General features: G+C 66.6%; 13 protein-coding genes. 4 read left to right on the top strand and 9 right to left on the bottom strand.

Annotation, left to right across the window (positions count from 1 at the left end; genetic code table 11):
* Positions 1–101: 101 nt before the first annotated feature.
* The 4 genes from VI26_RS15715 to VI26_RS15730 all read right to left on the bottom strand — a co-directional run bounded on the left by VI26_RS15715 (position 102) and on the right by VI26_RS15730 (position 15,398).
* Positions 102–866, bottom strand: a complete 765-nt coding sequence (locus VI26_RS15715) for an SDR family NAD(P)-dependent oxidoreductase (protein WP_048410696.1) — start codon at positions 864–866, stop codon at positions 102–104.
* Positions 863–3,955 (bottom strand): PfaD family polyunsaturated fatty acid/polyketide biosynthesis protein, encoded by a 3,093-nt coding sequence (locus tag VI26_RS15720; RefSeq protein ID WP_082151102.1) that lies wholly within the window; start codon positions 3,953–3,955, stop codon positions 863–865. The genes VI26_RS15715 and VI26_RS15720 overlap by 4 nt, the downstream gene beginning before the upstream one ends.
* Positions 3,956–8,266, bottom strand: a complete 4,311-nt coding sequence (locus VI26_RS15725; protein WP_048410697.1) for a beta-ketoacyl synthase N-terminal-like domain-containing protein — start codon at positions 8,264–8,266, stop codon at positions 3,956–3,958. It lies immediately after the preceding gene.
* 295 nt (positions 8,267–8,561) lie between these two features.
* On the bottom strand, positions 8,562–15,398 hold the full coding sequence (locus VI26_RS15730; RefSeq protein WP_048410698.1) for a type I polyketide synthase: 6,837 nt from the start codon (positions 15,396–15,398) through the stop codon (positions 8,562–8,564).
* A gap of 717 nt (positions 15,399–16,115) precedes the next feature.
* Between VI26_RS15730 and VI26_RS15735 the strand changes: the two genes are divergently transcribed.
* From VI26_RS15735 to VI26_RS15750, 4 genes are read left to right on the top strand one after another with little or no spacing between them, the layout of a single operon-like run.
* Entirely contained in the window at positions 16,116–17,243 is a 1,128-nt protein-coding gene (locus VI26_RS15735) for an ABC transporter permease (RefSeq protein ID WP_048410699.1), read from the top strand.
* 10 nt (positions 17,244–17,253) lie between these two features.
* Positions 17,254–17,973, top strand: coding sequence for an ABC transporter ATP-binding protein (locus tag VI26_RS15740; protein ID WP_048410700.1), 720 nt, complete (start codon positions 17,254–17,256; stop codon positions 17,971–17,973).
* Positions 17,970–18,890 (top strand): HlyD family secretion protein, encoded by a 921-nt coding sequence (locus tag VI26_RS15745; protein WP_053074455.1) that lies wholly within the window; start codon positions 17,970–17,972, stop codon positions 18,888–18,890. The genes VI26_RS15740 and VI26_RS15745 overlap by 4 nt, the downstream gene beginning before the upstream one ends.
* Complete coding sequence (locus VI26_RS15750; RefSeq protein WP_048410701.1) at positions 18,887–20,287, top strand: efflux transporter outer membrane subunit; 1,401 nt, start codon at positions 18,887–18,889, stop codon at positions 20,285–20,287. The genes VI26_RS15745 and VI26_RS15750 overlap by 4 nt, the downstream gene beginning before the upstream one ends.
* Before the next feature lie 180 nt (positions 20,288–20,467).
* On the opposite strand, the gene VI26_RS15755 is transcribed toward VI26_RS15750, so the two are convergent.
* From VI26_RS15755 to yiaY, 5 genes are all read right to left on the bottom strand, one after another.
* Positions 20,468–21,862: an ATP-binding protein gene (locus VI26_RS15755; protein ID WP_082151104.1), complete on the bottom strand. Its 1,395-nt coding sequence runs from the start codon at positions 21,860–21,862 to the stop codon at positions 20,468–20,470.
* Positions 21,859–22,509: a response regulator gene (locus tag VI26_RS15760; RefSeq protein WP_048410703.1), complete on the bottom strand. Its 651-nt coding sequence runs from the start codon at positions 22,507–22,509 to the stop codon at positions 21,859–21,861. The genes VI26_RS15755 and VI26_RS15760 overlap by 4 nt, the downstream gene beginning before the upstream one ends.
* A 71-nt stretch (positions 22,510–22,580) precedes the next feature.
* The gene (locus VI26_RS15765) at positions 22,581–23,009 is read right to left on the bottom strand and encodes a MarR family transcriptional regulator (protein ID WP_048410704.1); all 429 of its coding nucleotides are present in this window, start codon (positions 23,007–23,009) and stop codon (positions 22,581–22,583) included.
* 3 nt (positions 23,010–23,012) lie between these two features.
* The gene (locus VI26_RS15770; protein WP_053074457.1) at positions 23,013–23,432 is read right to left on the bottom strand and encodes a DUF488 domain-containing protein; all 420 of its coding nucleotides are present in this window, start codon (positions 23,430–23,432) and stop codon (positions 23,013–23,015) included.
* A 138-nt stretch (positions 23,433–23,570) separates the two neighbouring features.
* Positions 23,571–24,701: an L-threonine dehydrogenase gene (yiaY, locus tag VI26_RS15775; RefSeq protein WP_048410705.1), complete on the bottom strand. Its 1,131-nt coding sequence runs from the start codon at positions 24,699–24,701 to the stop codon at positions 23,571–23,573.
* Between the last annotated feature and the right edge of the window lie 88 nt (positions 24,702–24,789).

The raw sequence follows: 24,789 nt of genomic DNA on the forward strand, positions 1-24,789 counted from the left end.
GAAAAAGCGGAATGTACTCGTGGTACATGAGCATTTTGAGCTTGGTTTCAACGCCCATTTCCATCCATCCCGCCGACGCGCGGCAGATCGCAAACACGTTCTTACAAGGTTCCTACCCGCATGCCTCCATCCAGCGGAATGACGGTGGCGTTCAGATAGTTGGTCTTGCAGGTGGCCAGGAAAGTGACCACCTCGGCGATGTCCTCCGGCAGCCCCCAGCGCCCCACCGGCACGATGGACTTGACGATGGCGTCGTCGGACTGCTCCACCATCTGGCGGTCGACGAACTGGTTGAGCATCTTGGTCTTGCAGATGCCCGGCGCGATCGCGGTGACGCTGATGTTCAGCGGCCCCAGCTCTCGCGCCCAGGACTCCGACGCCTTGATCAGCCCGGCCTTGGACGCGGCGTATGCCGATCCGCCGGCCGCGCCCCAGATGCCGGCCACCGAGGCGATGTTGATGATGCGGCCGTACTTCAGCCGCGCCATGTGGCGGGAGAACACCGCGGTGGCGTTGAAGGCGCCGTTGAGGTTGACGTCGAACACCCGCCGCGCCAGTTCGCCGCTCTTCTCCGCCGTGCAGTAGCCGCGGCCGATGACGCCGGCGTTGTTGACCAACACAGTGATGTTGACCCCCATGCGCTCGACGATGGCGGCGCTGGCGGCGTCCACGCTGGCGGAATCGGTCACATCCATCACGAAGCTGCGCAGGCTGTCCGGGCAGCCGAGCTCCCGACCCAGCTGCTCCAGCGCGGCCGCGTCCACATCGGTGGCCGCCACTGCGTAGCCCACGTCCAGCAGCGACTTGACGATGGCGCTGCCGAAGCCGCCCGCGGCGCCGGTGACGACCGCGACTTGCCGGGTCACGCCACCTCTCCTTCCTTGAAGGCGATGTCGATCACTTTGCGGGCGTTGGCCATGGCGTCGAAGATGCGTTCTTCGAAGAAGCGCACATCGTCCTGGTTCATCAGCAGGTTGGAGTAGATCCGCGACAGCGGCGAGAACTGGATGCCGTAGCGCTTGGAGATCTCGCGGATGATGATGTCGCAGAACTTGACCTTGTCGCTGTAGCCCTCGGAGCGGTCCACCATGGTGTCCTGCGAGTGGTAGACCAGCGCGGTGGGCATGCCCTGCACCACCAGCGGCAGATCGTTGGCGTGAGCGGCCTTGACGAAGATGTCGGAGATCTGCTCGGTGAAGCGGCCCATGCGCTCGTAGCAACCCGGATCCTGTTCGATCAGCTCGAAGGTGCTCTTGATCGCGGCCAGGCCCAGCGGATAGCCGTTGAAGGTGCCGGCGTGGATCACCTTGCCGCGGGTGTAGAGGTCCATGATGTCGCGACGGCCGGCGATGGCGGAGATCGGCATCGAGCCGCCACCCAGTGCCTTGCCGAAGGTGGACAGGTGCGGGGTCACGCCGAGGATGCCCTGGGCGCCGGACAGACCCAGGCGCACGCCGGTGATGATCTCGTCGAAGATCAGCACGATGTTGTACTTCTCGCAGATTTCCTTGGCGCGCTCCAGATAGCCTTCGCGCGGGAAGATGCCGCCGCCGTTGACGCAGATCGGCTCCATCAGCACCGCGGCGATTTCATTGTGGTAGCGCTCGATGGTGGCTTCCAGCACCTGGATGTCGTTCCACGGCAGCATGAAGGACTGGTCTTCCAGCGCGCCGTCGGCGCGGCCCAGGGTGTCCAGCAGGTCGCCCTTGAAGGTTTCCGGCACCGGGAAGCTGAGGTCCTGGCGCTTGCGGCCGCCCATGATGTTGTCGGCGTTGCCGTGGTAGTGGCCGTGGAAGCGGATGAAGCGCTGCTTGCCGGTGAAGCCGCGCGCCAGGCGCAGCGCGTTCTGCACCGCCTCGGTGCCACTCAGGCAGAAGCGGATCATCTCGGCGCAAGGAATGTGCTTGACCATCAGTTCGCAGACTTCGACTTCCAGGTCGCAAGTGTCCACCGAGGTCACTTTCTGCATGTAGCGGATCAGCGCTTCGTTATAGGCCTCGTTGTGGTGGCCGACGAAGAGCGCGCCGAATTTGCAGAACAGGTCCAGGTGTTCATTGCCGTCCAGGTCCCAGACCCTGGAGTTGCGGCCGCGATTGAACGGCACCACCAGCGGCCGTTCCGGGTCGCCGAAGTTGTAATGAGTGCCGCCCGGCAGCAGCTCCCAGCATTGCTTGTAAAAGTCCTTGGATTTGATCAGCGACAGCTTGGTATTGCCTTCCATATTCCTGCTCTCCTCTTGCTTGCCCTGTGATGCTACGGTTGGTGCTACGGTTGATGACGGGATGTCATTCAATTCGGGTTCGGGACCGCTGTCGTCCTCGTCCAGCGCCGCCATGCGGGCGCTGAGCGGGCGGTAGCGGTCCAGCCGCTGCGGCGTCAACACGCCCAGCTGGCGCAAGGCGGCGACGCGGCTCAGATAGGCGGCGCCGGCCATCAGCTCCACCGCGATGTCGGCCACCTTGCGCTTGGCCACCGGCGCCAGCTCGCTGCCTTGCAGCCACTCGTTGGCCGCGCCCATCGCCGCGCCGCACCAGATCTGGTAATCGACCGCGCGCTCGGCCACGCCGGAAATCGCCCAGCGCGAGGACTGGCCCAGATACCACTGGAACAGCAGCGCCATCTTTTTCTTGGGATTGGCGTTGGCGGCGTCTATCAGCGCCTGGTTGCCGCGGCCGGCGAAGAAGGCCTCGGTGTCGGCCCACACCTGGGCCAGCGGCTGGCGGAACACCTGCTGTTCCAGGCTGGCTACCTCGGCGGCCGGGATTTGCTCCAGGCCGGGGTACTGCTTGTACAGGCCGTGCAGCTTCTGCGCGCGCACCGCGTACATGCTGCCGCCCTTGAGCACCTGCACCTTGGCGCCCAGTTCGAACATATCGGCCGACGGCGCCATCGCCATGTCGGCGATCTTGGCCTTGCCCAGCAATTGCTTGACCGGGTCCGAGGTGCCGGCTTCGACGCAGGCCTGGTTGATGGAGCCGGTGACCACGTAGGCGGCGCCCAGCGAGAACGCCGCCAGCGTGGCGTGCGGGCTGCCGATGCCGCCGGCGGCGCCGACGCGCACGGTGAAGGGGTAGCCCTGGCCGGCGCAGATTTCGTCGCGCAGCTCCGCGATGGAGCGGAAGATGCAGCTGAGCAGGCCGTTGTCGGTGTGGCCGCCGGAATCCGCTTCCACGGTGATGTCGTCGGCCATCGGCACTTTCTTGGCCAATTCCGCCTGGCGCTCGCTGATCAGGCCGTCGGCCAGCAGCTTGCGCACGATCTTCTCCGGCGCCGGGCTGAGGAAGTGCTGCGCCACTTCGCGGCGCGACACCTTGGCGATCACGCGGTTGCGGCGGATCACCGCGCCCTTGTCGCCGGCTTCCAGGCCCTTGACCCGGTAGTAAACGATGGCGGCGGACAGATTGACGTAGGCCGAGGCCTCCACCACCTTGACGTCCTGCTCGATGAACAGCTTGACGCAGTTCATCTCCCAGTCCGGCTGGCTGGGGTTGTGCAGCAGGTTGATCGCGTACGGGCCATTGGGCAGCGCCTGCTTGATGCGGCGGATGGCGCTGCCGATGCGCTCCAGCGTCAGGCCGCCGGCGCCGAAGGCGCTGAGGATGCGGCGCGAACCCAGCGCGATCACCATGTCCTCGGAGTTGATGCCGCCGGCCATCGCGCCGGCGTAATAGGCGAAACGCACTCCATAGTCACGCAGGAAGGACGGATCGCCGAAGTACTCCGGCAGCATCGCCGGCACGATGCCCAGGCAATCCACCTGACCGTTGCCGGCCAGCCCCCCGGCCGGCTCCAGCAGCACCGCCTCCTGCTGGCGCAGCACGTGCAGCGGCCGCGCCAGCTCCAGCAACTGGGCCTGGGCCTGTTCCGGCGTCTGCTGGAATTTGCCGGCATGGCCCTGCCATTTGTACACCGTGGCCGCGAAGCGCGGCGCCACGCAAAGCTTGTCTTGGTTCATTCATGCCTCTATCGCTGTCAGCGCCGGCGCCGAAGCGTCCGCCGCTGCCGGCGCGCGGCTGAAGCCGGCGCCTAGGTTGTCGCACATACCGATGACGTTGCCGCGGTAGATGATTTCCGCGAGGAAGACCAGCGCCATCCGCTCCAATTGGCCGTCGGCCTGGTAATCGCAGTGGATGGACTTGCAGGTGAGCCGGTAGCGCAGGGTGTCGGCCTCGCACTTCACTTCACCGCGGAACTTGGCGCTGTAGCTGTGCGGGCTGAGCGCGTGCGGCACCATGCCCGGCAGCGAGTACAGCCCCAGGTAGCACAGGTAGAACTTGACCAGCTGCTCGCAGCCTTCCACCAGGAAGGTGCCGGGCATCACCGGGTCGTTCTTGAAGTGGGCGCGGAACACCCAGTGGCTGGGGTCGATGTCGCGCTCGGCCACCACCTCGCCCAGGCCGAAGGCGCCGCCGGAGGCGGAGATGGACACCACCCGGTCCAGCATCTTGGCCGCCGGCGCGTACAAGCGCGGAGCGCGCGGCGTGGCGTAGGCGGCGTCGCCGAAGCAAGCGACGAAGTCGCCGCGCTGCAGGGCCTCGATATGGCTGTTGTCGAAGGACTCGCGCAGGCAGCGCAGCGGCGGCTGGAACGGCTCGGCCGGCTGCTTGGCCTTCAGATAGGGCGCGGTATTGACCCCCTTGGATTTCTCGATTTCCTTGGGCAGGAAGAAGCCGGAATTGGCCTCCAGCTTGAAGCTCAGCCTATCGCCGACGTAGCACAGATACTCGTAGGCGATCAGCACGCTCTTGCCCACCTTGAGGAAGGACTTGATGTTGACCCGTCCGCGCAGCACTTCGCCGGCCTTGGGCAGCGGGCCGTAGACCGTGGTCTGGCTGTCCACCGCCCGGTAGCGCAGCTCGCCCTTGAACAACTGGTCGCAGCCGATATAGGTGAAGGCGACGATCATCGCGTGCGAGGCTTCCAGCGACACGAAGGCCGGCACCAGGCCGTCGGACACGTACCAGGCGTCGGGGTGCAGATCGTATTCCCACTCGATGAAGCACGGCTCCAGCTTGCCCGGCTGCGCCGACAGCGCGGTGATGCGCGAGGCGAACATATACGGCGGCGACGGCATGCGGGTGCGGATCGGATAGTTGTCGGCCTCGGCGTAATCCGGGCCCAGCACCTTGGCGATGGAGCCGTCGGTCAGCTCCACCAACTGCGCCTCGTCGAACAAGGGGCGCGGACGCGGCGGCGCGGCCTTGGGCTTGACCGCGCGGCGCTGGCCGGCCGGCGCGCCAGCGCCCAGCAGCTGCGCGATGCGCTGGTAGAAGCGCTGCTCCGCCTGCAGATAGCTGAGCTGGGTCTGCGCCTGGCGGCTGTGCTGCCTTTGCAAGACCGGCGCCTCGCCGTCGGCCGGCTGCGGCGGCGCGGCTTCCGCCGCCGGCTGCGCGCGCAGCCAGGGCCGGGTCGTGCCGAACAGCGCGCGGTTGGCGTCGTTGACTATCATCTCGGCGATGGTGTGCTCGCGGCCGGTGTGCACGGTGGCGACCAGGCCCGGCCCCGCCGCCGCCGGCAGCGCCGGCGTCTTCGCTTCCTGGCGATTGGCCTCGCTGGGTTCTTGCAGAATCATGTGGGCATAGCCGCGGTCCAGGCCCAGGCTGTTGACCGCCGCCAGCCGCAGGCCGTCGGCCGGCGCCGGCCAAGCGGCGTCGGTCTTGGCCGCGCCGAAGGCGGCGCGCAAGGCGTCTGCCGGATAGGCGGCCAGCGCCGCCGCCGCCGGCAGTTGCCGGCGATGCAGGCACAACGCGGCCTTGATCACGCTGACGATGCCCTGGGCCGAGGCCAGCTGGCCGTAGTTGGCGGCCACCGAGCCGGCGGCGACGCGGCTGTCGCGGTAAACCCGGGTCAGGCCATCCAGCTCCACCAGATTGTCGCTGGCCAGCGCGCCGCCGCTCAGTTCCAGATAGCCCACCGCAGCCGGATCGGCGCCCGCCTGGCGCAAGGCCGCCGCCGCCGAGCGCGCCACCGCGTCGGCCAGCGGCTGGAACTCGGTGCTGTCGCCGCAGGCATGGCCGATGGCCAGGCCGCGCATCACCGCGTAGATACGGTCCTTGGCTTCCAGCGCCGCCTGCTCGCGCTTGAGCACCACCACGCCGCCGCCCTCGCCCACCGGCACTTCGGCATGACCGGCGCCGCGACGCGGCGCCCACAACACGTTTTCCAGACCGCCGGCGAAACTGCCGCCGGCGACGATCACCGCGTCCACCAATTGCTCGGACAACATGAATTGCGCCAGCTCTATCGCCTTGAAGGCGGCGTTTTCATGCGCGCACAGCGAGAAGGCCGGGCCGTCCAGCTTCAGGTGGGCGGCGATGCGGCTGGCCACCACATTGCCGATGCCGCCGGTGATGCCTTCCGGATACGGTTCCGGGAACAGGCTGTCCTTGACGATGGTTTCCAGCGCCGCGGTCTGCGCCTCGCTCAGCGAGATGCCGCTGTGCGCCAGGCTGTCGCGCACCTGCCAGGCCATCTCGTTGCGCGCCTGATAGCGCGAGCAGCTGTAGTCGACATCGCCGGCGACGATGACGGCGATATTGCGCTTGTGGCCATCCAGCTGGTAGCCGGCGTCGTGGAAGGCGCGTTCGGCGATGGGCATCAGGAACAGATGCGACAGCAGATGGCTGCCCACCACCTTGGGCGGCAGCTTGAAGCGCTTGCAGTCGAAGTCGAACTGCTCGATATAGGCGCCGGCCGGCGCCTGGCGGTAGCCGCGCGCGCCCAGTACATCGACGCGCTGCTCCAGGCCCAGCCAGCGGGTGCGCGGCAGCGGGCGGAAGTGGCTGCGGCCCTCGGCCACCGTCCGCAACAGGGCGTCCGGGGTTTCGGTGTCGGCCAGCGCCACGCCCACGCCGATGATGGCCAGGCTCTGCTGCTCGGCCGGCAGTTGCGGCCAGGCGGTCACCGGCGTGTCGGCGCGGTGTTCGCGCAGCACCATGTGGCCGTTGACGCCGCCGAAGCCGAAGGCGTTGATGCCGGCGCGCTTGGCCTGGCCGCGCTGCGGCCACGGCGTGGTGTCGCGCACCACGTGGCTGATGTCCAACTGGCCATTGGGGGTGCTGACCATGTCTTCCACGTTCAGCGTCGGCGGAATCACGCCGCTGCGCATCGCCAGCAGCACCTTGAGGATGCTGGCCATGCCGGAGGCGGTCAGCATGTGGCCGATATTGCCCTTGTTGGCGCCGATCAGCGGCCGCTGCGCCTGGTCGGCGAAGAAGGTCTCCACCGAGCCCAGCTCCACCTGGTCGCCCACCGGAGTGCCGGTGGCGTGGCATTCCAAGTAATCGATGTTCTTGTCCACGCCATCGTAGGCGCGCTTCAGCGACAGCAGCTGGCCGTTGAGGTCGGGCACCAGGATGTGCTTGGCGCCGCCGTCGTTGGACAGGCCTATGGATTCGATCACGCCGTAGATGCGGTCCTTGTCGCGCACCGCGTCGGCGTAGCGCTTGAGCGCGATCACGCTGGCGCCCTCGCCGGCCTTCAGGCCCTGGGAATTGCGGTCGAACGGCACCGACTGGCCGTCGGCCGGGAAGGCCTGCAGCACGTTGAAGCCGTGATCGATGTAGATATGGTCGGCGTGGCAGACCGCGCCGGCCAGCATCAGGTCGGCCTTGCCGCTTTGCAAGTAGTAGCTGGCCACGCGGATGGCGTACAGCGCGGAAGCGCAGGCCGCGTCCAGCGCGAAGCTGGGACCGGACAGGCCCAGCGCCTGGGCCGCCAGCGTGGCGTTGTGGCTGCCGGTCATCAGATTGAGATCGGACAAGCCTTCCGCCTGCCAGGGCTGACGGAAATGGAAATCCTCGCGTTGCAGCAGTTCCTGGACATAGGGCTCCAGAATGCCTTGGTAGAAGCCGTTGAGCAGCTTCTTGCCGGCATGGGTGGGCATGCCGATATTGCCGATGATCAGGCCGCAGCGCGCCAGCGCCTCGGCGCTGTGGTCCACGCCCTGACCGGCGTCGATCAGCGCCTGTTCCGCCGCGTACAGCGTCCACTGAAACAAGGGATCCAGCGCCTCCAGCTGAGCGGCCGGCAGGCGGTAGCGGCCAGCGTCCAGCTTGAAGCCGCGCACATGGCCGTTCTTGTTGTAGGCGATCTTGTCGGCGGTGCCCGGCACCGGATGGCGATACAGCGCCGGGTCCACGCCCAGCTCTTCCCGGCTCAATTCCGAGGTGCAATCCTGCCGCTCCAGCAGCTTGCGCCAGTACTGTTCTGGCGTTTCGGCGCCTGGAAACAGGCAGCCTAATCCGATAATGGCGATTTCTTCCATAGTGCATCCATGTCTTGGATCTGTTGACGTTTGCCTTCCCCCGCGAAAAACAAACGTCAACAGATCCTGAAAGTAGAGCCAACATTCCCAAACCTTGGGCGCAACCGTCCCCCTCCGCCGCCGGCCGCTATTGAGGCGGCGGGCGGCGGCGCGGGATCAGGATTGAACCGGCGCGGGCCGATTTCGAGCGCGGCGGCGGCAAGGCGAACCCTCCGCCACCACGACTCGGCTGTATTGCCGGAACGCGTCGCCGCGCTCCGGACCGGCGGCGCCCACGGGCGCCGCCGTGCTCGCGTCACACCGCCACGCTGGCTTCCGGGTCGCACATCAACTGCCGCAGCTTCTTCGACACGGTGAACTGCAAGCCGGACAGCTTGCTGTACACCTTGCCGTCGGCGCCGTGGACGGTGACGTCGGCCAGCAGAGTGGTCGCGGTTTGCGCCGTGACCGCCATGCTCAGATAGAAGGCCTGGTCGAAAGCCAGCGGCGCGTACTGCCGCCACTCGGCGATCTGCAGCGGCAGCCCGGCCTTGTCCGACTGCGACATCAGCCAGATCAGCGGCGTTTGCAAGGCCACGTCCGCCAGGTAGGGGTTGAAGGAGTTCACCGGGAACTGCCCCTGCCCGGCCATGGCGCTCAGCCGCCCGCCGGCTTGCAGACCCTGACCGTCGAGACGGAACAAGGACTGCACGCCACGGAAGGCCGGGCCATGGAACAGCCAGGCGCCGTCGCGCATGTCGCCGTACAGCGGCGCATGCTCCAGCGGCGCGCCCGCCGGCGCCTGCGGACCGTCCAGCGGCGCTTCCGCCGCCAGCCGGCTCATGGTCACCCGCGCCTGGTAACGGTTCAGCGCGGCCCCGTCCACCTGGTTGAAGATGCTCACTTCCAGCGTGTGGCGGTCGCCGTTGCCGCCGGCTTCGGCCACCGGCCGCAGTTCGGCGATGAAGCGCCGCTGCTCGCCGGCGTCGAACACCACGCCCTTGAGCACGCGGAAGTCCGCCAGCGTCTCCAGCCAGTAGCCGGGTAGCAGGTCTTCGCACAGCTGCACCATCCAGCCGGCCGCGGCGGTGGCCGGCAGCACCGGCTGCCCGCCCACCACGTGGTCGGCCAGGAAGCCGTTGACGGCCGGGTCCAGCTCGCGCTCCACCCGGGTCAGCGCCGGCAGGGTCTTCTGCTTGCGCCCCACCTTGTAGCTGCCGCCGCCGACGATCACCTGCGGCACCAGGCCGGCGGCGAACTCATCGACGAAGAACTGCGCGCCGATGGCGGTGGGGATGATGGCCAGGCCGCGGTCGGCATAGGCCTTCTTCAGCACATCGTTGACCATGCCGCTGTCCCACGGACCCCAGTTGATGCTGCGTACCTGCTGTTTCGGGTACAGGGTCTGGTACAGATAGGCGAACTTGTTCAGCGCGTCGTTGGCCATCGCGTAATCGGTCTGGCCGGCGTTGCCGAAGAAGCCCGACACCGAGGAGAACAGCACCAGGTGACGCAAACCGTCCGGCTTGACCGCCGCCAGCAGGTTCTCCAGCCCTTTCACCTTGGTGTGGAACACCGAGCGGAAATCGGCCGGGGTCTTTTTCTCGATGCGCTTGTCCGCCAGGTTGCCGGCGCCGTGGATGATGCCGCGGATGGTCCCCAGCTGACGCTGCGCCTCCGCCGCCGCCCGCGCCACGTCCTTGGCGTCGCCGATGTCGCAAGCCAGATAGATGGCCTGGCCGCCGGCCTGCTCGATGCTGGCGATGGTGGCGCGCACCTCGGCCAGTTGCAGCAGCTCCTTGAGCAAGGCATCCACCTTGACCGGGGTCACCGTCTCGCCCAGCTGTTGCAGGTGGCGGATGGCGCGCGCCTTGAGCTCGGCCACTTCGCCGCCGCCCTCCGCCCATTCCGGCAGCGGCGCGTCGATGCGGGTGCGGCCCAGCAGCGCGAAGCGGGCCGGATAACGCTTGGCCAGCGCGATCACGCACTCGGCGGTGATGCCGCGCGCGCCGCCGGTGACCAGGAACACGGTCTTGGCGTCGATGCCGGCCACGGCCTGCGGGTCGGTCGGCGCCGCCTCGAAGCCCAGCGTCATCCGCTCGCCCTTGGCGCCGCGGCCCACTTCGGCCACGTCGGACTGCACGTCGCGCAGCTCTTCCAGCAGCATCGCGGCGATGGCGTTCCTGCCGCACTTGGGATCGAAATCCACGCTGCGGCAGAACACGTCTTCCCACTCGATGTTCAAGGCCTTGCACAGGCCGCTGACGCTGGCAGCGGCCACCGGGAAGGCGGCGCGCCGGGCGGTGCCCAGCTCGCCGTCCAACTGGCTGGCCACGAAGAAGCACGCGCGGCCGGGGCCGGGCTGCGCCAGCGAGGGCTGCAGCAGCTTGGCCAGCAGGAACAAGGCCTGCGCGGTGTCGTACTCGGCCGCGGCGAAGGCGTTGGCCAGCGATTTGACGTTGCCGGCCGGCGCTTGCAGGTGGATGAAACCGCCCACCTGGCCTTCGGCCACCGCGATGCGCGACAGCACGTCTTCCAGCGCCAGCTCGTCGGCGCGTTCCAGCACGTAGTCGTTGACGTGCTTGATCGCCTTGCGCTGGCCCTTGGCCTGCTGCCACTTGAACACCAGCCGCGCCACCTGCTGGCCGTGGGCCAGCAGCTGTTTGGCCACTTCTTCGCTTAAACCCTTGCCGTCGTCGGTCAGCAGCCAGAGCCGGCCGGCGGCCAGCTCCAGCAGGTCCGGCTTGGGCAAAGCTTGTTTCCGCGCCTGAAAACGATGGATGGACGCGGTTACCGTATGGGCATCACTTACAGGGGATTGCTGAGCGAGGGCAGATGCCGTCTCCCGGGGCTCAGCTAGGGATTTTTTTGCTGCGGAGTCCTCCACGGCAACGTCGGACACCAGCTTCTTGGTGGACGACACCACGCCCAACTGACGCAAGGGCTTGGCCTCCGCCGCCGGGGTTTCGTGCAAGGCGGGTTCGCTGGAGACCGGGGCCGGCGCGGCCTCCGGAGCCGGAGCGGCTTCCGCGGCCGGAGCGGCGCCACCACCCTGCTTCAGCTCGGTCAGCAGTTCGGAGATGGTCTGCTTGAAGAAGCCGCCCATCTTGCGGATGTTGCTGAAGGCGTCGATGTCGAAGGTTTCCATGTCCTTCTGTTTTTCCATGTCCTGGAAGTGCGGCACTTCGGCGGACAGTTGGTCGAACATGGCGCCGAAGATTTCCAGACGCTTGATCGAGTCGATGCCCAGATCGGCTTCCAGATCCATTTCTTCATTGATCATGTCGGCCGGGTAGCCAGTGCGGTCGCTGACGATGGCGATCAGTTGCTTGATCAGGTCGGCCTCGGTCAGGGCTTCGAATCGCTGGATCAGCGCTTGGTCTGCTGCGCTGATCGCGGTGGCGGCCGGCGCGGCGACAACCGGAGCGGGCGCGGCCACCGGGGCCGGCGCGGCGGCTTGCGGAATCTCCTGCAACGTCGGCTTGGGCGCCTGCACCGCGCTCACTTGAGCCACCGGGGCCACGGGCGCGGCTGCCGGCTGAGCCAGGGGCGCGGCGGCCGGCAATTCCACCGCGGCGCGCGGCGTCGGCAAGCTCACTTCCAGCGGAGCGCGCTGTTGCAGGCGAGCCGTCACCTGGCCACCGCGAGCGCCGGTGTCGGCGCCCAGCAAGGCCTGCTGGTTGTCGAAATAGTGCTCGTGGTTGACGTGGTAAAGCTCCTGGTTCTTGTCCAGCAGCTGCAGGCTCTGGCCCAGGCTGGCCACGACCTCGCTCAATTGCTGGCTACCCTGGAATTTCTCCAGCAAGGTGTATTGCTTGGTCATCAGCGAATCCAGCAGCTGAATGTAGTCCTTCTGGTTCAGCTGGAATTGCTGGTGAACTTGGCTGAGCATGTTCTGCGCCTGAATCTGCGCGTCCAATACGCTCAATACTTCGTTGTCCGAGCTGCTGCGTTGCATGATTCCCTCTCCGCTAATGACATGGATGGGCTCCAGCCACATCATGTCGTCCCTGTTGTCGACCAAAGTTTCCACCACTACCGGGGACCTCGAAAAACCTGCTACGCGGTCCGATAACTGCGTTGCTCCGTGCTCGCTCCCTTGTACGATCTCGGTCGCTGCGCGCGGCGCGTCTTGCTCTCGAACCGCTCGCGACGGTTTTTCGAGCGCCCCTCCCGTACTATCCCGCTCCGTCGGCGGCGCCAGCGGCGGCGAGCTGGCGGCAAGCCGCTCGCCGATGAAGGCGTCGACGACGCGCGTATCCTTGCGCATCGCGTGCGCGCGGCGATGCTTGGCTTTCTCCGAGTAAAAGAAGCCGCCGCTCATCGCATAGCTCAGCGCCCTTTTCTTGGGCTCGGCCACCACCGGCAGCGCCGCCTGCGGATCGGTGGAGCTCAGTTCCACGCCTTCCACCGCCAGCCGCGCCAGCGCGCGCTTGAATTGCAGGGCTTCCTCGCCGTTGGCGCTGGGGTTCAGCGACACCACCGCGTGCGGCTTGTCCTTGAGGATGTCCGCCACCAGCTTGCCGAGAATGCCCTTGGGGCCGATCTCGACGAACAAATAGCCGCCCTGCTGATGAATGCGTTCTATGGTTTGCTGGAAGCGCACCGGGCTGACCAGTTGGCCGATCAGCGATTGCTTGATCTTGGCCGGATCGTCGGCGTGGCGTTCGCCGCTGGCGGTGGAGTACACCGCGGCTTGCGGCGCCTGGAACGGAATGTCCGCCAGGCTGGCCTCGAACGGCGCGCAAGCGTGGCGCACGAAGTCGGTGTGGAAGGCCGCCGACACCGCCAGCACCTGGCTGCGCACCTTGCGCTCGGCCAGGAATTCATTGGCCTGGCGGATGATGTCGCCGGCGCCGCCGAACACCAGTTGCTGCTGCGAGTTGTAATTGGCCACCACCAGCTCTGGGAAGCGCTCCAGCACCGCGCTGGCCTCGCTCTCCGGCAGCGAGGCCGCCAGCATCGCGCCCGGCTCGCCGCCCGGCACCGGGCTGGCCACCGCCGCGCCGCGCGCCAGCGACACCCGGTAGAAATCCTGGTCGCTCAACACGCCGGCCGCCCACAGAGCGGTCACTTCGCCGTAGCTGTGGCCGGCCAGGAAGTCCGGTCGCAGGCCCAGTTCGCGCAGCAGCTTGAAGTAGCCGGCGCTGATCGCGCCTATCGCCGGCTGCGCGGTGCGGGTCTGAGTCAGTTCCGCCATCTGGCGATCCGCGGTGTCGGCGTCGAAGGCCGGCGGCGGGAAGATGGACGCGGACGGCAGCGGCAGTCCTCCGGCGGCGGCGACGGCGTCCAGTCCTTCCAGCGTTTCGCGCACCGCCGGATAGTCGTTGGCGATGTCGCGGCCCATGTTCACGTATTGCGCGCCCTGGCCGGGGAACAAGGCCACCACGCGTCCGGCCAACGGCGCCGCCGCGTGTTTGTAGTAAATGCCTTGCGGATGCTCCCAATCCTGGTCCGGACGCGCCCGCAGCAGCTTGATCGCCTCGTCCAGCAGGCCGGCTGCTTGTTCGGCGGAGCCCGCGACGAAGGCCAGGCGCGCGGAATCGGCCGGCGCGCGCGCCGCCGCGCCCTGATGCAGGCGGAACTGGTAGCCGGCGTCTTCGGCGCGGAAGGACTCCAGCTTGCGCTCGGCCAGCGCCAGCAGTTGCGCCGGGCTTTCCGCGTGCAGCAGCACCACTTCCGGGCGCAGGTTCAGGCGGAAATCGCCCTGCGGCCGCGCCTGATGCTCTTCCATGATGGAGTGGTAGTTGGTGCCGCCGAAACCGTAGGCGCTCAAGGCGGCGCGGCGCGGCGCGCCGTTCACCGGGCGCAGCCACGGGCGGCTGTCCACGTTGACATAGAAGGGGCTGGCGCTGTCCGCCAGCGCGCGGCTGGGCTGAACGACGTTGATGGTGGGCGGCAACACCTTGTGATAGAGGCTGAGCGCGGCCTTCATCATCGCGGCCGCGCCGGCGGCGCAGCGGGTATGGCCGATCTGCGACTTGATGCTGCCGATGGCCACCGAGCCAGGCTGGGCGCCGCCGGCCTCGAACACCGCGCGCAGGCTCTTGATCTCGGTTTCGTCGCCGGACTGGGTGCCGGTGCCGTGCGCTTCCACCAACTGGATCTCGGCCGGGGAAACGCCGGCGCGTTCGTAGGCGCGCTGCATCGCCTTGACCTGGCCTTCGTGGCGCGGCGCGAAAATGCTCTTGGCGCGGCCGTCGCTGGATGCTTGCAAGGATTTGATCACCGCGTAAATGCGGTCGCCGTCGCGCTCGGCGTCTTCCAGGCGCTTGAGCACCAGCAGGCCGACGCCATCGCCCAGCATCATGCCGTCCGAGGATTCGTCGAAGGGGCGCGACAGATTGCTCTTGGACAAGGCCGGGGTCTTGCTGAAGCACAGGAAGGAGAAGATCGAGTTTTCCAGATTGACGCCGCCGGTCAGCACCACGTCGCAGCTGCCGTCCACCAGTTCACCCACCGCCGCCTTGATCGCGGCCAGGCTGCTGGCGCAGGCGGCGTCCACCATGTAAGAGGTGCCGCCCAGGTCGAAGTAGCTGGCGATGCGGCCGCAGGCGACGTTGCCGAGGAAGCCGGGGAAGCTGTCCTCGTTCCATTCCAGATAGAGATGATTGACGCGGTCGATCACCTCGTCGGCCACCGCGGTCGGCAGGCCGGCGTGGTTCAGCACCTTGCGCAGATACGGCTCCTGCTGGCGGAAGGCCAGCGAGAAGGAGGTGTTGCCGTTGCCGGCGCCGCCCAGGATCACGCCCACGCGGTCTTTATCCACCGGCAGCGCGTTGTCGCCCACCAGCCGCGCGTCCAGCATCGCCTGCTTGGCCACGTGCAAGGCGAAGATCTGCGCGGTGCTGATGGACTCCAGCATCAGCGGCGGCAGCTTGAATTCCACCGGGTCGAAATCAATCGGCGGCACGAAGCCGGCGCGATGGCCATAGGTTTTGTCGGCGGCGCTTGGGTCCGGATTGTAGTAATCCGCCTTGCGCCAGTATTCGTCGCCGTCCTTCTGATCGATATCGCTCAGCGCGTCTTTCTTGTCGACGACATTGGTCCAGAAATCGTACAAGGTGGCCGCATCGGGAAAGTGGCTGGCCATGCCCACTATCGCGATATCCACCGTGCCCGGTCCTATCCTGCTAGCTAAGGTCTTGCTCATTGCTCCTCCCGCGGTGAACCTGCTATTTCGCATCATTCGCTTGCCGCCGCGCACCAACCGGGAATCGCAATCGCAAACCGAGAACGGTCTGAATCGACTGCCCTTCTTTAAATCCGGTCCCGCACGCAAAGCCTGGATCGAATTCGCGTTCGCCAACCGCCGAACGCGCTCTATTACACTCGCAATCAAAACCACCAAAGCCCATACCAAACTGAGCCAAACCCTCTTGGACAAAACTGTTCAAACCAGGGTTACGGGAAATTATGACGTTGAAATCTTAGCATTTCCTTAGCCCATCCTTGAAGTTAATAATCTTACCTCCATGCCTGTGGAGAAAATCACAAAAACAAATCATAAGTAATTGATTTTTATAATGTACCATTATTGGCACACCGAATGCCAAAAGCATTATTTATTGCATTTTTTTCACAGCAAAAAAATAAAATTATTAAAACAAAATGCCTTTCTGAGTGAATTCTGAGCCAATATTAAGAACAGGGAGATACTAAGCCTCGCGTTAAATACATATGCAGACTAATACCACTGGTATTATTCATTTAAGGTCGTTAATTTAACAACGCCCGCCAGCGCTGGTTCTCGGCGCTCAGATAACCCTAAGCCGCGATAGGCATACTGGCGCCATTTCATCCAGGAGACAGTCATGCCCCAAGTTATTCATCCCCTTCGCATTTCCGGCCACGGCGCGGGAGCCTGACCATGGTTTCCCTGGCCCGCGCCTCGCTGATTTACGAATGGCGCCGTTTCCTGCCCGCGGTGTTGGCGGTGGCTTTTGCCGGCCTGCTGGTGCAAGTGCAGCTCAGCCTGCTCTTGGGCATGTTCAGTTCCGTCGGCGTCTACATCGACCGCTCCAGCGCCGATCTCTGGGTGGGCTATCCCGCCACCCAAAGCGTGGACCTGGCCCGACCGATTCCCGGCAAGACCGAGAACAGCCTGTGGGCGCACCCGGAGGTGACGTCGGTGGAACGCTTCACCTGGACCATGGCGGACTGGCAGCGCCCCAAGGGCGGCAAGCTCAGCGCGGTGCTGATCGGCATCGATCCGCGACCGCAGGCGATGACCTTCGCCACCCTGCTGACCCCGGAATTGCGCCAGCAACTGACCGTGCCCAGCACGGTGCTGGTGGATGAAAGCGATCTGGAGAAGCTGGGCGTCAAGATCGGCGATTACGCCGAGCTAAGCGGCAAGCGGGTGCGCATCGGCGGCACCGTCAACGGCATGCGCGCGATGGGCGGCGCCAACATCCTGACCTCGCTGACCACCGCGCGCCGCATCGACCCCAATCTGCGCAACGACGCCACCGACTACTTCCTGGCGCGGCTGCGCGACCCGCTGCGCGCCGAACTGGTGCGCGACCAACTGCAACCCAGCGGCAGCTTCAAGCCGTACCAGGTCTGGACCGCCGACGAGTTCTCCGCCCAATCGCAGACTTATTGGCTGTTCGAATCCGGCGCCGGTTCAGGCTTCCTGTTTTCCTCCGCTCTCGGCCTGCTGGTCGGCATCGTCATCACCAGCCAGACGCTGATGGCCGCCATCGTCGCCGCGCTGCGCGAATACGCGACGCTGCGCGCGCTGGGCGTGTCCTCGTCCTCGCTGCGCGCCGTGATCCTGGAACAGTCTCTCTGGGTCGGCCTGGCCGGCCTGGTGATTACCGCCGCGGTCGGCGCCTTGCTGGTGGTCGCCGCCCGTCACGCCCACATCGCGCTGGAAGTGCCACTGTGGGGCTGCGTGGCCACCGGCACCCTGGTGCTGGGCATCGCCCTACTGTCCGGACTGTCCGCGCTGCGCGCGCTGAACCAGGCCGAACCCTCCACCCTATTGCGCTAAGGAGACACCCATGTCCGCTTCTCCCGCCATCGTCGGCGAAAACCTGAGCCGCTCATTCAGCAACGGCAAGACCGAGCAGACCGTGCTGAACGATATCTCGCTATCCATCCTGCCCGGCGAGCTGACCCTGATCATCGGCCCGTCCGGCTCCGGCAAGAGCACCTTGCTGTCGGTGCTGTCCGGCCTGCTGCCGCCCAGCTCCGGCCGCGTCACCGCGCTGGGCATGGAACTGACCCGGCGTTCCATCGAGGAACTCAGCCGCTTCCGCCTGGAGAACTGCGGCTTCGTGTTCCAGGGCTTCAATCTGTTCGCCTCGCTGACCGCGCTGGAAAACGTGCTGCTACCGCTGAACTACGGACCCAAGATCAGCAAGCCGGAAGCCGAGAAGCGCGCACAGGAAGTGCTGGAGCTGGTGGGTCTGGGCCCGCGCGCCAAGCTGCGGCCAATGGAGTTGTCCGGCGGCGAAAAGCAGCGCGTCGCCATCGCGCGCGCGCTGGTCAAGCGCCCCAAGCTGATGTTCGCCGACGAACCCACCAGCGCGCTGGACAGCCACAACGGCCAGGTGGTGATCGACCTCTTGCACCAGATCGCCCAGGAACAAGGCACCACGGTGCTGGGCGTGTCGCACGACAACCGCCTGATCAAACACGCCGACCGCGTCATCACCCTTGAGGACGGCCAGGTGGTCAAAGACCTGCGCGTCCATAACACCCCGATGGAGGTAGCATGAGCAGCCCTGTGCCCAAGACCCCGCGCCGACTCGCCCTGCTGCTGGCGCTGAGCCTGCTGTTGAACGGCTGCTCCGAACCGCCCCCGCCCGCCCCGGTCCAGCAATCGCCCTGGGCGGCCATCGCCAAGGGCCGGGTCAGCATCGAGGGCGGCGTGATCAATATCGCCGCGCCGCGCGCCGGCATCATTCGCGAAGTGCTGGTGGAAGAAGGCGCCGAGGTCAAACCCGGCGCGGTATTGGCCCGCATCGACGACCGCGAGGCCAATCTGGCGATGAAGGTGCGCGAGCAGGAGCGCGACGAGGCGCGCCAGGCGCTGACGCTGCTGCAAGTGAAGCACGCCATCGCCCAGCGCGAACTGCAGCGCGTGTCCGCGCTCAGCGGCGACGAAGTGGTGTCCAGGCAGGAAAAGGACAATGCTCGCGACCAGGTCAAGCTCAGCGCCTCCGAACTGGCGCGCCAGCAGGCGGTGGTGGCCACCTCCGACGCGCAAGTGGCGGCCAGCAAGCTGGAAGTGGATCAACACGTGGTGCGCGCGCCGCTGGCCGGCCGCATCATCCGCCGCCAGGCTCGCCCCGGCGACGGCACCTCCACCTTGAACGTGACGCCGCTGTTCATGTTCGCCCCCAACTCGCCGCGCATCGTGCGCGCGGACCTGGAAGAACGCTATGTCGGCGCGGTGGAAGCGGGCCAGGCGGCCGAGGTGACGCTGGAGGCCGACGAAACCAAGGTCTACAAGGCCAAGGTGCTGCGCTTGGGCCAGGTGTTCGGCAACCGGCCGGACAACGACGACCCGAATGAGAAACAGGATGTGCGGGTGATCGAATGCGTGCTGGCGCTGGTGGACGCGCCGGAAATCCGCATCGGCCAGCGGGTGCTGGTGCGCATCGCCCGTCCGGGCAAGGCGGGCAAGCCATGAAAAAAACGATAGTTCTGCTGCTCAGCCTGGCGCTCGCCGGCTGCGCCGGACTGGAAGCCGCGCGCCCCGCGCCGGCGCTGCCGCAGCATTACCGCCAGGCGCTGCCCGGCAACAGCCCGGACGCCCAGGCCTGGGACGGCTTCGGCGACCCAGGCCTCGGCCAGTGGATCGCCACGGTGCGCGCCGGCAACACCGATCTGGCCGCCAGCCTGGCGCGGCTGGACGCCGCCCGCGCCGAACTGGGCGTGGTCAACGCCGACCGCTATCCCAAGCTGGACTTCGAACAATCGGTGGAGCGGCGCAAATTGTCCAAGTTCGACCTGGGTGAAGTGGGCGAAGACACCGCCAACCCCAGCACCCGCTACAGCACGCGGCTGGCGCTGGCTTACGAGGTGGATTTGCGCGGCCGAATCAGCGCCGCGGTGCGCGCCGGACGCGCCGATCTCAAGGCCAGCGGCGGTGACCGCGACGCGCTGCAGCTCAGCCTGGCGCGGCAAACCGCCGAGCTGTGGCTGACGCGGGCGGAGCTGATCGCCGATGTCGACCTGGCCAGGGAAAACACGCAGCTGCGCCAGCGGCTGCTGGGCGGCGTCGCCGCCAAGCGCCGCGTCGGCCTGGCCAGCGGCCGGCAATTGCTGGAACCGGACAGCGAGGCCAGCGAGGCCGCGCGCCAGCTGACCCAGCAGCGCGACGCGCTGGCGCGGGTGGAGCGCAGCCTGTGCCAATTGGCCGCCAAGATGCCGGACGCCTGCGCGCTGCCGCCGGCGCGGCCGCTGCGCGAGCTCAGGCTGCCGGAAGTGGGCGGCGAGGTGCCGGCCCGGCTGCTGCAGCGCCGGCCTGACCTGGTGGCGGCTCAAGCCCGTTACGATGCTGCCCGCGCGCGCACCGACGAGGCCGAGGCGTCCCGCTGGCCATCGCTGACCTTGAGCGGCGGCCTGGGCATCAGCGCCGGCAGTTGGTCCGGCTTGCGCGGCAGCAAGGTGCAAAACTGGTCATTGCTGCCGCAGCTGGATATTCCCTTGTTCGACGCCGGCAAGCGCAAGGCCGAGGCTCAGCGCGCGCGCTCCGCCGCCGCCGAGCAATACGCGGCCTGGCACGGCGCCATCTCCCGCGCGGTGTATGAAGTCGAGGACGCGGCGGCGGCCAGCCATTTCGCCAAGGCGGAACAGGACGCCAGGCAACGGCAATACCTGGATGCCAGCTTGCGGCTGCGCGCCGAGCGCGACGCGCGCGGCGTCGGCCTCAGCGACGGCCAGGCGGAATGGCGCGCGCGGCTGGGCCAGGTGCAGGCGGAACAAGGGGTGTTGGCCGCGCGCCGCCAGCAACTGCTGGCCGCGGTCAATCTGATCGCCGCGCTGGGCGGCGGCTGGGAGGGTGCGGACAAGACCGCGCCATGAAAAGCGGCAAACCAGGCCCGTTCTGGAAGCTGTTCATGATCTCGCCAGCCAGAGCGAGCCCTTGGACAGGCTCTTACCGGGCCTGGTTTGCCGCCTGCGATTCACCATGCGCCGTCCACTCCCGCCACAGCCCGCCGCGCCTCATGAAGCCCGACGCGGCGAGCGCGGCTTCGAAAAGACTCATGCCTCTTCCGCCATCATGCTGCGCGGCAGTCGAATTTCCACTCCCAGGCCATTGCCGTTCAGGCCATCGGTCAACAGCAGGCTGCCGCCGTGCAGTTCCACCACCCGCTTGACGATGGCCAGGCCCAGGCCGCTGCCGGTAACGGTATTGTCCGGCAGCCGCACAAAACGCTTGAGCACTTGCTCGCGCCATTGCGGCGCGATGCCCGGCCCATCGTCCAGCACCGCCAGCCGCGCGCTGGCGAAGCCGGCATTGACTTCCACATTGATGGAAGCGCCGTCCGGGCAATAACGAATCGCATTGTCCAGCAGATTGTCCAGCAAGCCGTCCATCGCGCTGGCGTCGCCGCGGCAAGGCAGCGCCTGCTCGCCGTCGTAAGCCAGGTTGATATTGCGCGCCAGCGCGTGCGGCACGTGCCGCGACAAGGCCACGCGCGCCAGCGCCGCCAGGTCGAAGGGCTCGGAGCGCACCTGCGCCGACTCGGCGTCCAGCCGCGACAAGGTCAGCAGTTTGCCCACCAGTTCGCCGCTGCGGGCGATGCTGGCGTCCAGCAAGGCCGCCAGCGCCGCCCGCTCCTGCTCCGATTCGGCCCTGGCCAGCAAATGCACTTGCGCGCCTATCGCCGCCAGCGGCGTGCGCAACTCGTGCGCGGCGTCGGCGAAGAAGCGCTGCTCTCCTTCACGGAAGGTGGCCAGCCGCGACAGCAACTCGTTGACGGAATTGAACACCGGCCGCAGTTCCTGATATTCGGGATCGGGGCAGGCCAGCGGCGCTGTTGACTGCACATCGCGCGAGGTGATGGTGGACGCCAGCAGCGCCAAGGGCTGCAAGGCGCGGCCATAGCCGACGCGCAGCAGCAGCATGATGATGGGCACCGCCGCGATCAGCGGCATCAGGAAGAAGACCAGGATCTCGGCTTGCACCCGCTGCACGAAGCTGCGCGCCACCGCCAGCTGCACCTGAACCGGCGCGTCGACGGCGTCGACCATCAAGATGCGCCAGCGCCCCTGGTTGGCCGGTGCATCGGCGCGTATCGGCAGTTCCAGTTCCGGCCAGGTATTGGACACCGCCAGCAAGTGCTGGCGCTTGTCGACGATGCGGTAGGCCAGCTCGCTGCGCAGCGGCGGTTTTTCGCTGTAGCCGTGGCCGAACTGGCCTATCAGTTGATCGACGATGCGCACGCGTTCGCCGGTCTTGATGTCGGCGCTGTAGACGGTGCCCAGCGAGCGCGCCAGCCCGCGCAGATCGCCGTCCAGATAACCGGAGCCCACCCGGGTCACTTCCCAGTAAAACCAGGCGAACAAGACCAGCCACACCGCCAGTATGGTGCTCAGGCTGGTCCACAGCAGCCGCCGATAGAGCGAGCGCCTGGCCAGGGAGGGCATGATCATGCGGGCTTGGGCAGCAGATAGCCGACGCCGCGTATGGTGCGAATCCAATCCGAACCCAGCTTGCGCCGCAGATTGTGGACATGTACTTCCAAGGCGTTGTCGGATTCGCAGCACAGGTGCTCGACCAGATGCTCGCGGCTGACCACCTTGCCGGCCTTGCGCACCAGTTCGAACACCAGCGCGAACTCGGACGGCGACAACGCCACCGCCGCGCCGCTCATCGACAGTTCGCGGGTGTCGGCATTGATGCACAAATCGCCGATCTGCCAGTTGGCCGACACGAAGCCGCTGCTGCGGCGGGTCACCGCCTGCAGCCTGGCCAGCAGCTCGGGAATGGCGAAGGGCTTGATCAGATAATCGTCCGCGCCGTTGTGCAGGCCGGCCAGCCGGCTTTCCAGCGCGTCGCGCGCGGTCAGGATGATCACCGGCAGGGCGGAGCCTTGGCTGCGCAACTCTTGCAATAGATGCAGGCCCTCGCCGTCGGGCAGACCAAGATCCAGCAGCAACGCGTCCTGCGGCTCCTCGGCCAGGAAGGTGCGCGCCTCCTTCAGCCGCCGCACCCAGACAGTGCGGAATCCGCCCTGACGCAGCGCCTGTCCCAGCGCCTCGCCCAGCGCCAGGTCATCCTCCACCAACAGTATGTTCACGACATTTCTCCACGGCCGGGGCAATGGCGAAATCATGCCAGAGCGCCATGGCAAAATCCACCGCGCCGGCGTCAATCTCCGGGCTGCAACAACTGGTCCAGCGACAGCACATCGCCCAGCCGACGCAAGGCCTGCAACTCCTCGCGATGCTCGCGCGCCAGCCGCTCCGCCAGCGCCTCGCCCTTGGGCAACAGCCGCACTTCCACGCAGCGGCGGTCGTCCCGCCCCGGGCTGCGCGCCACCAATTGCTGCTGCTCGCAGCGGCTGATCAGGCCCACCACGCTGTGGTGATGCGATTGCAGCCTTTCGGCCAGTTCCGCCACCGTGGCCCAGTCGCGGCCGGGAAAGCCCTTGATCTGCAGCAATAGCAGATATTGCAGCATGGTGATGCCGTGGCGCTGCGCCGCCTCCTCGCTGAAACGCTGAAAGCGGCGCAGCCGGTAGCGGAAGTCCGCCAGCCGCTCGAAATCCTGTTTGGAAAAGCTGGATGGCTCGGGCATGCGCTAATGGTCCAGCAAGGCGCGGTAGCACACCGGCGACGCCAACTCCCCCGCCTCGATGCGCTCGATCTCGTCCAGCTTGTCGCCCAGGAACTGCGCCAAGGCCTGCGCCGGCAGCTTGTCGCCGCCGCCGGCGTGCAGCAGCACCAGGCCGCCGCGGCGGCTGGCCTTCCACAACGGCCACCAGCGCTGCGGGTTCGCCGCCAGGTCGGCCCAGTACACTTCGCAGAAGGTGGGCCAATGCCGCTCGTCCTGGCGCAGCCAATCGAGCAGGCCTGGCGCCGGCGCCACGCTCTTGAGCCAGTGGGCGGCGTCCAAGGCCTGCCGAGGCAGATCTTTTGGCCAGTTTTCCTCGATCAGAAAAACATTCTCAAGGCCCGGCCGGTATTCGCTCACCGGCAACAGGCGAATCTTTGCGTCCATTGCGTCACTCCTTGATTTCATCTGGCGGCGGAGGCGGTGCGGCGTCGTCAGAAATATCGCATTACGATATTTAATGGTCAAAAAATGGCGGCTGAGCCGCCAGTTTGACCGCGCTGGTTTCAGCGCGGTCCTTTACTGCTACAGCGCGGCCTTGAAGATCGTGCAGATTTCTTCGTGGTTCGCCTGGATCGGATTGGTCAGGCCACAAGCGTCCTTCAAGGCGTTGGCTGCCAGTTCCGGAATATCCTCTTCCTTGACCCCCAGCTGCGTCAATCCCGCCGGAATGCCTACATCGGCCGCCAATTGGCGGATGGCGGCGATCGCCGCCTCGGCGCTGGCGTCCACGCCCAGCGCCGCGCCGACATCGGCCAGACGCTGGCCGGCCGCCTTGGCGTTGAAGGCCTGCACATGCGGCAGCAGCACCGCGTTGCACACCCCGTGCGGCAGGTCGTAGAAGCCGCCCAACTGGTGCGCCATCGCGTGCACATAGCCCAGCGACGCGTTGTTGAAGGCCATGCCGGCCAGGAACTGCGCGTAAGCCATCTGCTCGCGCGCCTCCATGTCCATGCCATTGCGCACCGCGCGGCGCAGGTGGCCGGCGATCAGCGTCACTGCCTTCAAGGCACAGGCGTCGGTAATGGGAGTGGCGATGGTGGAGACATAGGCTTCCACCGCGTGGGTCAGCGCGTCCATGCCGGTGGCGGCGGTCAGCCCGGCGGGCATGCCGGCCATGGTTTCCGGATCGTTGACCGACAACACCGGCGTGGTGTGCTTGTCGACGATGGCCATTTTGATATGGCGCGACTCATCGGTGATGATGCAGAAGCGGGTCATTTCCGACGCGGTGCCGGCGGTGGTGTTGATCGCCACCAAGGGCAGTTGCGGCTTGGCGGACTTGTCCACGCCCTCGTAATCCTGAATCTTGCCGCCATTGGCTGCCACCAGGGCGATGCCCTTGGCGCAGTCGTGCGGCGAACCGCCACCCAGCGACACCACCGCGTCGCAGCCATGCTCGCGCAGCAACGCGAGGCCGGCGCCGACGTTGGCGGTGGTGGGATTGGGATGCACGCCATCGAACAGCACGGTGGCGATGCCGACGCCGCCCAGCAATTCGGTGACACGACCGGCCAGGCCGGTTTTCACCAGGCCGGTGTCGGTCACCATCAATACCTTGCGGTAACCGTAGGCACGCATCGTTTCAACGGCTTGTTGCAGACAGCCCGCGCCCATCAGGTTGACGCAGGGAATGAAGAAAGCGCTGGTGGCCATGGCAAACTCCTGTTCTTAAGACATTTGTCATAAGCCTAGTATCAACGCTTTGTTCAGTGCCTCATTTGCCTCATGTCAAAAGATGTCC

Origin of the sequence: Chromobacterium sp. LK1 (assembly GCF_001043555.1) — a bacterium.
GTDB classification, from domain to species: domain Bacteria; phylum Pseudomonadota; class Gammaproteobacteria; order Burkholderiales; family Chromobacteriaceae; genus Chromobacterium; species Chromobacterium aquaticum.

What these genes read in the sequence shown, in the direction of transcription:
- VI26_RS15720 (WP_082151102.1), bottom strand. Translation starts at nt 3,955, where the DNA reads ATGAACCAAGACAAGCTTTGCGTGGCGCCGCGCTTCGCGGCCACGGTG.
- VI26_RS15725 (WP_048410697.1), bottom strand. Translation starts at nt 8,266, where the DNA reads ATGGAAGAAATCGCCATTATCGGATTAGGCTGCCTGTTTCCAGGCGCC.
- VI26_RS15730 (WP_048410698.1), bottom strand. Translation starts at nt 15,398, where the DNA reads ATGAGCAAGACCTTAGCTAGCAGGATAGGACCGGGCACGGTGGATATC.
- VI26_RS15735 (WP_048410699.1), top strand. Translation starts at nt 16,116, where the DNA reads ATGGTTTCCCTGGCCCGCGCCTCGCTGATTTACGAATGGCGCCGTTTC.
- VI26_RS15740 (WP_048410700.1), top strand. Translation starts at nt 17,254, where the DNA reads ATGTCCGCTTCTCCCGCCATCGTCGGCGAAAACCTGAGCCGCTCATTC.
- VI26_RS15745 (WP_053074455.1), top strand. Translation starts at nt 17,970, where the DNA reads ATGAGCAGCCCTGTGCCCAAGACCCCGCGCCGACTCGCCCTGCTGCTG.
- VI26_RS15750 (WP_048410701.1), top strand. Translation starts at nt 18,887, where the DNA reads ATGAAAAAAACGATAGTTCTGCTGCTCAGCCTGGCGCTCGCCGGCTGC.
- VI26_RS15755 (WP_082151104.1), bottom strand. Translation starts at nt 21,862, where the DNA reads ATGATCATGCCCTCCCTGGCCAGGCGCTCGCTCTATCGGCGGCTGCTG.
- VI26_RS15765 (WP_048410704.1), bottom strand. Translation starts at nt 23,009, where the DNA reads ATGCCCGAGCCATCCAGCTTTTCCAAACAGGATTTCGAGCGGCTGGCG.
- VI26_RS15770 (WP_053074457.1), bottom strand. Translation starts at nt 23,432, where the DNA reads ATGGACGCAAAGATTCGCCTGTTGCCGGTGAGCGAATACCGGCCGGGC.
- yiaY (WP_048410705.1), bottom strand. Translation starts at nt 24,701, where the DNA reads ATGGCCACCAGCGCTTTCTTCATTCCCTGCGTCAACCTGATGGGCGCG.